This window comes from Luteipulveratus flavus (assembly GCF_029439465.1).
GTDB classification, from domain to species: domain Bacteria; phylum Actinomycetota; class Actinomycetes; order Actinomycetales; family Dermatophilaceae; genus Luteipulveratus; species Luteipulveratus flavus.
Map to the genome: position 1 here is coordinate 1 of NZ_JAROAV010000005.1, position 4,057 is coordinate 4,057.

General features: G+C 69.2%; 5 protein-coding genes and 1 pseudogene. 5 read left to right on the plus strand and 1 reads right to left on the minus strand.

Annotated features, from left to right (window positions below; translation table 11 throughout):
* Positions 1-121 precede the first annotated feature (121 nt).
* Positions 122-517, plus strand: coding sequence for a VOC family protein (locus P4R38_RS01295; RefSeq protein WP_277190665.1), 396 nt, complete (start codon positions 122-124; stop codon positions 515-517).
* A gap of 179 nt (positions 518-696) precedes the next feature.
* On the opposite strand, the gene P4R38_RS01300 is transcribed toward P4R38_RS01295, so the two are convergent.
* Positions 697-1,317, minus strand: a complete 621-nt coding sequence (locus P4R38_RS01300; protein WP_277190666.1) for a hypothetical protein — start codon at positions 1,315-1,317, stop codon at positions 697-699.
* A gap of 354 nt (positions 1,318-1,671) precedes the next feature.
* On the opposite strand from P4R38_RS01300, the gene P4R38_RS01305 reads away from it, so the two are divergent.
* From P4R38_RS01305 to P4R38_RS01320, 4 genes and pseudogenes are all read left to right on the plus strand, one after another.
* Complete coding sequence (locus P4R38_RS01305; protein ID WP_277190667.1) at positions 1,672-2,097, plus strand: hypothetical protein; 426 nt, start codon at positions 1,672-1,674, stop codon at positions 2,095-2,097.
* 281 nt (positions 2,098-2,378) lie between these two features.
* Positions 2,379-2,981, plus strand: coding sequence for an RNA polymerase sigma factor (locus P4R38_RS01310; protein ID WP_277190668.1), 603 nt, complete (start codon positions 2,379-2,381; stop codon positions 2,979-2,981).
* Positions 2,978-3,442: a hypothetical protein gene (locus P4R38_RS01315; protein ID WP_277190671.1), complete on the plus strand. Its 465-nt coding sequence runs from the start codon at positions 2,978-2,980 to the stop codon at positions 3,440-3,442. The genes P4R38_RS01310 and P4R38_RS01315 overlap by 4 nt, the downstream gene beginning before the upstream one ends.
* Positions 3,443-3,849: 407 nt before the next feature.
* A pseudogene (locus P4R38_RS01320) lies at positions 3,850-4,057 on the plus strand (hypothetical protein); the annotation flags it as partial.

Consider the following 4,057-nt stretch of genomic DNA (forward strand, 5'->3'; position numbering starts at 1 on the left):
TCCCTGCGCGTCACGAGGTTTCGACACGGGCTCGGCTGGCGCCTCGCCCGGCTCAACCAGCGGACCCACAGCCTCGCCCGGCTCAACCAGAACTGGACGCCACCACCGGTTGAATAGGCGCATGGCAGCGCGCGCGATCCACCACCTCGACCTCTGGGTCGACGACTACGCCACCGCCGGGGACGAGTGGGCCTGGCTCCTCGGCCACCTGGACTGGGAGGCCGACCTGTCCTGGGAGTCCGGCCGGTCCTGGGCGCACCCGGACGGCACGTACCTGTTCATGGAGTCGTCCGCCGACCAGACGGGCGAGCACGACCGGATGCGTGCCGGCGTGAACCATGTGGCGTTCACGGTCGAGAGCCGCGACCTGCTGGACCGGATGCGCGCCGAGTCCTCGGGCCACGGCTGGCGCGAGCTGTTCGCGGACCACTACCCGCACGCGGGCGGCGACGAGCACACAGCCCTCTACCTGGAGAGCTCGGAGGGGTTCGAGGTCGAGATCGTCGTCGAACCCTGAGCCGCCTGACGCGCCCGCCCGCTCAGGCGTCGAGTCCTCGATCACGATCTCTAGCCTGCTCTAACAGGAAACGTAGAGACGACAAGATGCGCCGATCGAAACCCTATGGCCGCGACTGTGCACTGCCCCACCACGTAGGGCAGCGCACAGCCGTCCAACGAACGGCGCCGGGCGCCGGGTCAGAACGTGTCGTTGATGGTGATCTTGTCCCAGCCTGTGACCGGCTTCGTCGTGCCGAGGCAGTTCAGGGTGACCGTCTGGCCCACCTGGATCTGCTCGGTGGTGCAGTCGACGGTGCCGAGCACCTCGGTGCCCTTCATGAACTTGACCTCGACGATCGCGCCGTCGCGGTCCTTGCGGTTGTTGGTGACCTTCAGGTCCTTGACCGTGGTGCCCAGGATCTCGTCGTTGCCGACCGACCACCCGGCGGCATAGCTGAAGCCCTGCACCTCGAACGCCTTGCCCTGCGTGATCGCCAGCGGGTTCTTGGGGCCGCCGGGCGCGTTGTCCGACTTCTCGATGTCGTTCGCGACCTTCGCCGCGCCGCCAATGACGAGCACCGAGCATCCACCGATGCCGAGGATGCAGACGCCGATCACGATCAGGATGACGTTACGCACGGTGTGCTTCTTCTTGGGCGGCTGCGGAGCGTACGCGCCGTACCCGGGCTGACCGTACGGCTGCGGAGCCCCGCCGGGCTGCGCGTTCCACGTGGAGCCGGGTGCTGCCGAGGCGACGGGCGCGCTGCCCTCGGTCGGGGCCGCTTGCTGGTCGAAGCCGTCCGTAGGTGTCGTCGTCATGACTGCCCTCCCGTCGGGCACGCGCCCGATCGATGCGCCCGCCTCGACATGACGGCATGACGGCATGGCGAGATGGGCTGAGATGTGTTGGATTTCCCCCAGTACGAACGGCATACGCGGGGTGCCCGCGGCCGATCGACGACGAACAGTAACCGTTGGCACGGCTCGGCGCACCTCGAACCTCAAATCTTCAACTAGCGCGTTGGTGAGCCGAACCGGATTCGCCGTACGCCCGTACGCCGGCGACCGGGCGCGCGTATCAGTCCCCTGCCCGCGCCCTCTTCCACCGCACAGGGTCGCAGCCGCGACGTCACCCCTGGCACCGCGACGGCCCTTCGGACAGAGGGGCCGGCCATGGTCGACATCAGCAGCATCAACGTGAGCATCCAGACGAGACGCGCGAGCGGGGCGGGCACCGACGGTGACGTGTACCTCGGCTTCTGCGGGCGGGAGTTCTACCTCGACACCGACGCCGACGACTTCGAGTCGGGCTCGTCGCGCGAGTACGTGCTCGGCGACGGCGGCAACACCAACAACGCCGGACGCAACGACCCGCGCAGCCCGCAGCTGCAGGTGGAGCAGATCGACGCGCTCCCCGCGTACATCCGGTTCGCCCCGACGGGCCGCGACGACAGCTGGGCGCTGCAGCGGGCGACGGTGCGGGTCAACGACGGCCTCTTCCCGATGTGGGACAGCCTCGAGCTGTTCGACCAGCGCGTCGGCCTCTGGCTGAGCACCCGCTCGGGGCTCGTCGCGCACCTGCTCAAGCACCGCGACTGACGGCCATGGACGGCCGCACGACCGCTCGGTACCCTGCGCCCCGAGGCGGTCCGGTACGACCGAGCGGACCGGAGGCGTACAGCGCCGACCGCCGCCGGCCCGCTGCGCCGGGACGGCGAATTGCCCCCGCGATGGGACGGCCTGCGAAAAGAGGGCGACGGGTCCCCCGGCCCGGCGTAATTTCGTCAGGATCGCATGTATCAGCGGCGCGACGGCGATCTCCTGAGGCGGTGAGAGGCCCTGCGTGGGGTCTCGTCGTCGAGCGCCGGGAGGAGGTCAGCATGTCCATCGATCAGACGTCCACCGCTCCGACGGGGGAGAGTGTGTGGACCCAGGCGGCAGACTGTTTCCGCCGGTGGAGCAGTGGGGATGCGCAGGCGCTCGACGACATGGTGCGGGCGCTCAGCCCGGTGCTGTGGCAGGTCGTCCGCGCGTACGGTCTCGACCGGGACCGTGCGGAGGACGTCGTGCAGAGCACCTGGCTCGCACTCGTCCGCCGACGCGACTCGATCAACGACGCTCAGGCCGTCGGCTCCTGGCTGACGACCACCGCGCGCCGCGAGGCGTGGCGCGTGTCCCGGTTGGAGGGACGCGCCGAGCCGGTGTCCGACGAGGTCATCGAGCTCAAGGTGCCCGAACGACGCTCGGCCGAGGCGGAGGCGATCGCGCACGACGAGGGGGAACGCCTGTGGGCGGGGGTGTCGCAGCTGTCCGACCGTTGTCAGCGACTGCTGCGCGTCATCGCCTTCTCCGACCGACCCGACTACTCCGGCCTCGCCCTCGAGCTGGGCATGCCGGTGGGCAGTATCGGCCCGACCCGCGGCCGGTGCCTCGACAAGCTGAGGACCCTCCTCGCCGACCAGAACGACAGGGGCCCCCGATGACGAACGACGTGACGTACGACGACCTCGCCCGACTGTGGGAGGCGCGTGACCCGATGCCGACGGGACTGGTGGACAAGGTCCTGGTCTCCGTCGCCATGGAGGACCTGGACGCCGAGTACGAGCTGATGCACCTGGTGGAGCGCAGCCGGGAGCTCGTGGGCACCCGGCGCGACAACGACGAGACGCTGACGGTGGTGTTCTCCGGCAGCACCTGCTCGCTGATGATGCGGGTGAGTCCGCTGGAGGAGGGGGTCCGCCGGGTCGACGGCTGGGTGTCACCGCCGCGGCGGGTGCGGGTGACCATGAAGCAGGAGGACGGCGAGCACGTCGCCGAGTCCGATTCAAAGGGCCGGTTCGAGATCGACCGGGTGCCGGTCGGACTCACGCGGGCTGTGATCACCGACCTTGCTGCCGCCGAGGACGACCAGAACCTCTTCGCCACACCGGCTTTCGAGCTCTGACCGCACCACCAGGACGCGTCTACCAGACGCTGATGGCACATCGACAGGGGAGCAGCATCGTGACCGAGTCCAGTCCCTCCACGCCGACTTTCAAGGCACCGCGACGGCCAGACCATGACCCGGATCTTCCGTCGCGCAAGGTCATGGGAGGTGCCGACGGACGCATCCTCGACCCGCGTAGCGCGCTCTCCGTGGCGGGAGTGAATCCACGTTCCACCGCGTACGTCGGCCCACGCCTGATGCTCTCGACGTTGGCAGACGACTCGGACGGCATCGTCACGAAGCTGACCGAGGTCGCGGACGACCTCGGTTGGGAGATCGAGTTGGATCCCGGATCGGCAAACGCTCCCGACTCGGACGGACAGGCGCGCTCACAGTCCCGGTCCGTTCCACTCGGGGTATCGACGTTGTCGATCAGCGTGAAGGACGGCGTCGCCGCTCAGCCGCCCGACGGCTGGACCCTGCTGCAGCATGCGCGCGCCAAGCACGGCCTCGACCCGTTCAAGGGCCTGGGCCTGGACCACGTCCTGGCCAGGTCGCCGGTGCGCTCGAACCCGGTGCACGAGTCGAACCCGGTGCACGAGTCGAACCCGGTGCACGAGTCGAACCCGGTGC

Bases quoted from the DNA above. Each gene is read 5' to 3' on its own strand.
- P4R38_RS01295 (WP_277190665.1), top strand. From the start codon at position 122: ATGGCAGCGCGCGCGATCCACCACCTCGACCTCTGGGTCGACGACTAC.
- P4R38_RS01300 (WP_277190666.1), bottom strand. From the start codon at position 1,317: ATGACGACGACACCTACGGACGGCTTCGACCAGCAAGCGGCCCCGACC.
- P4R38_RS01315 (WP_277190671.1), top strand. From the start codon at position 2,978: ATGACGAACGACGTGACGTACGACGACCTCGCCCGACTGTGGGAGGCG.
- P4R38_RS01310 (WP_277190668.1), top strand. From the start codon at position 2,379: ATGTCCATCGATCAGACGTCCACCGCTCCGACGGGGGAGAGTGTGTGG.
- P4R38_RS01305 (WP_277190667.1), top strand. From the start codon at position 1,672: ATGGTCGACATCAGCAGCATCAACGTGAGCATCCAGACGAGACGCGCG.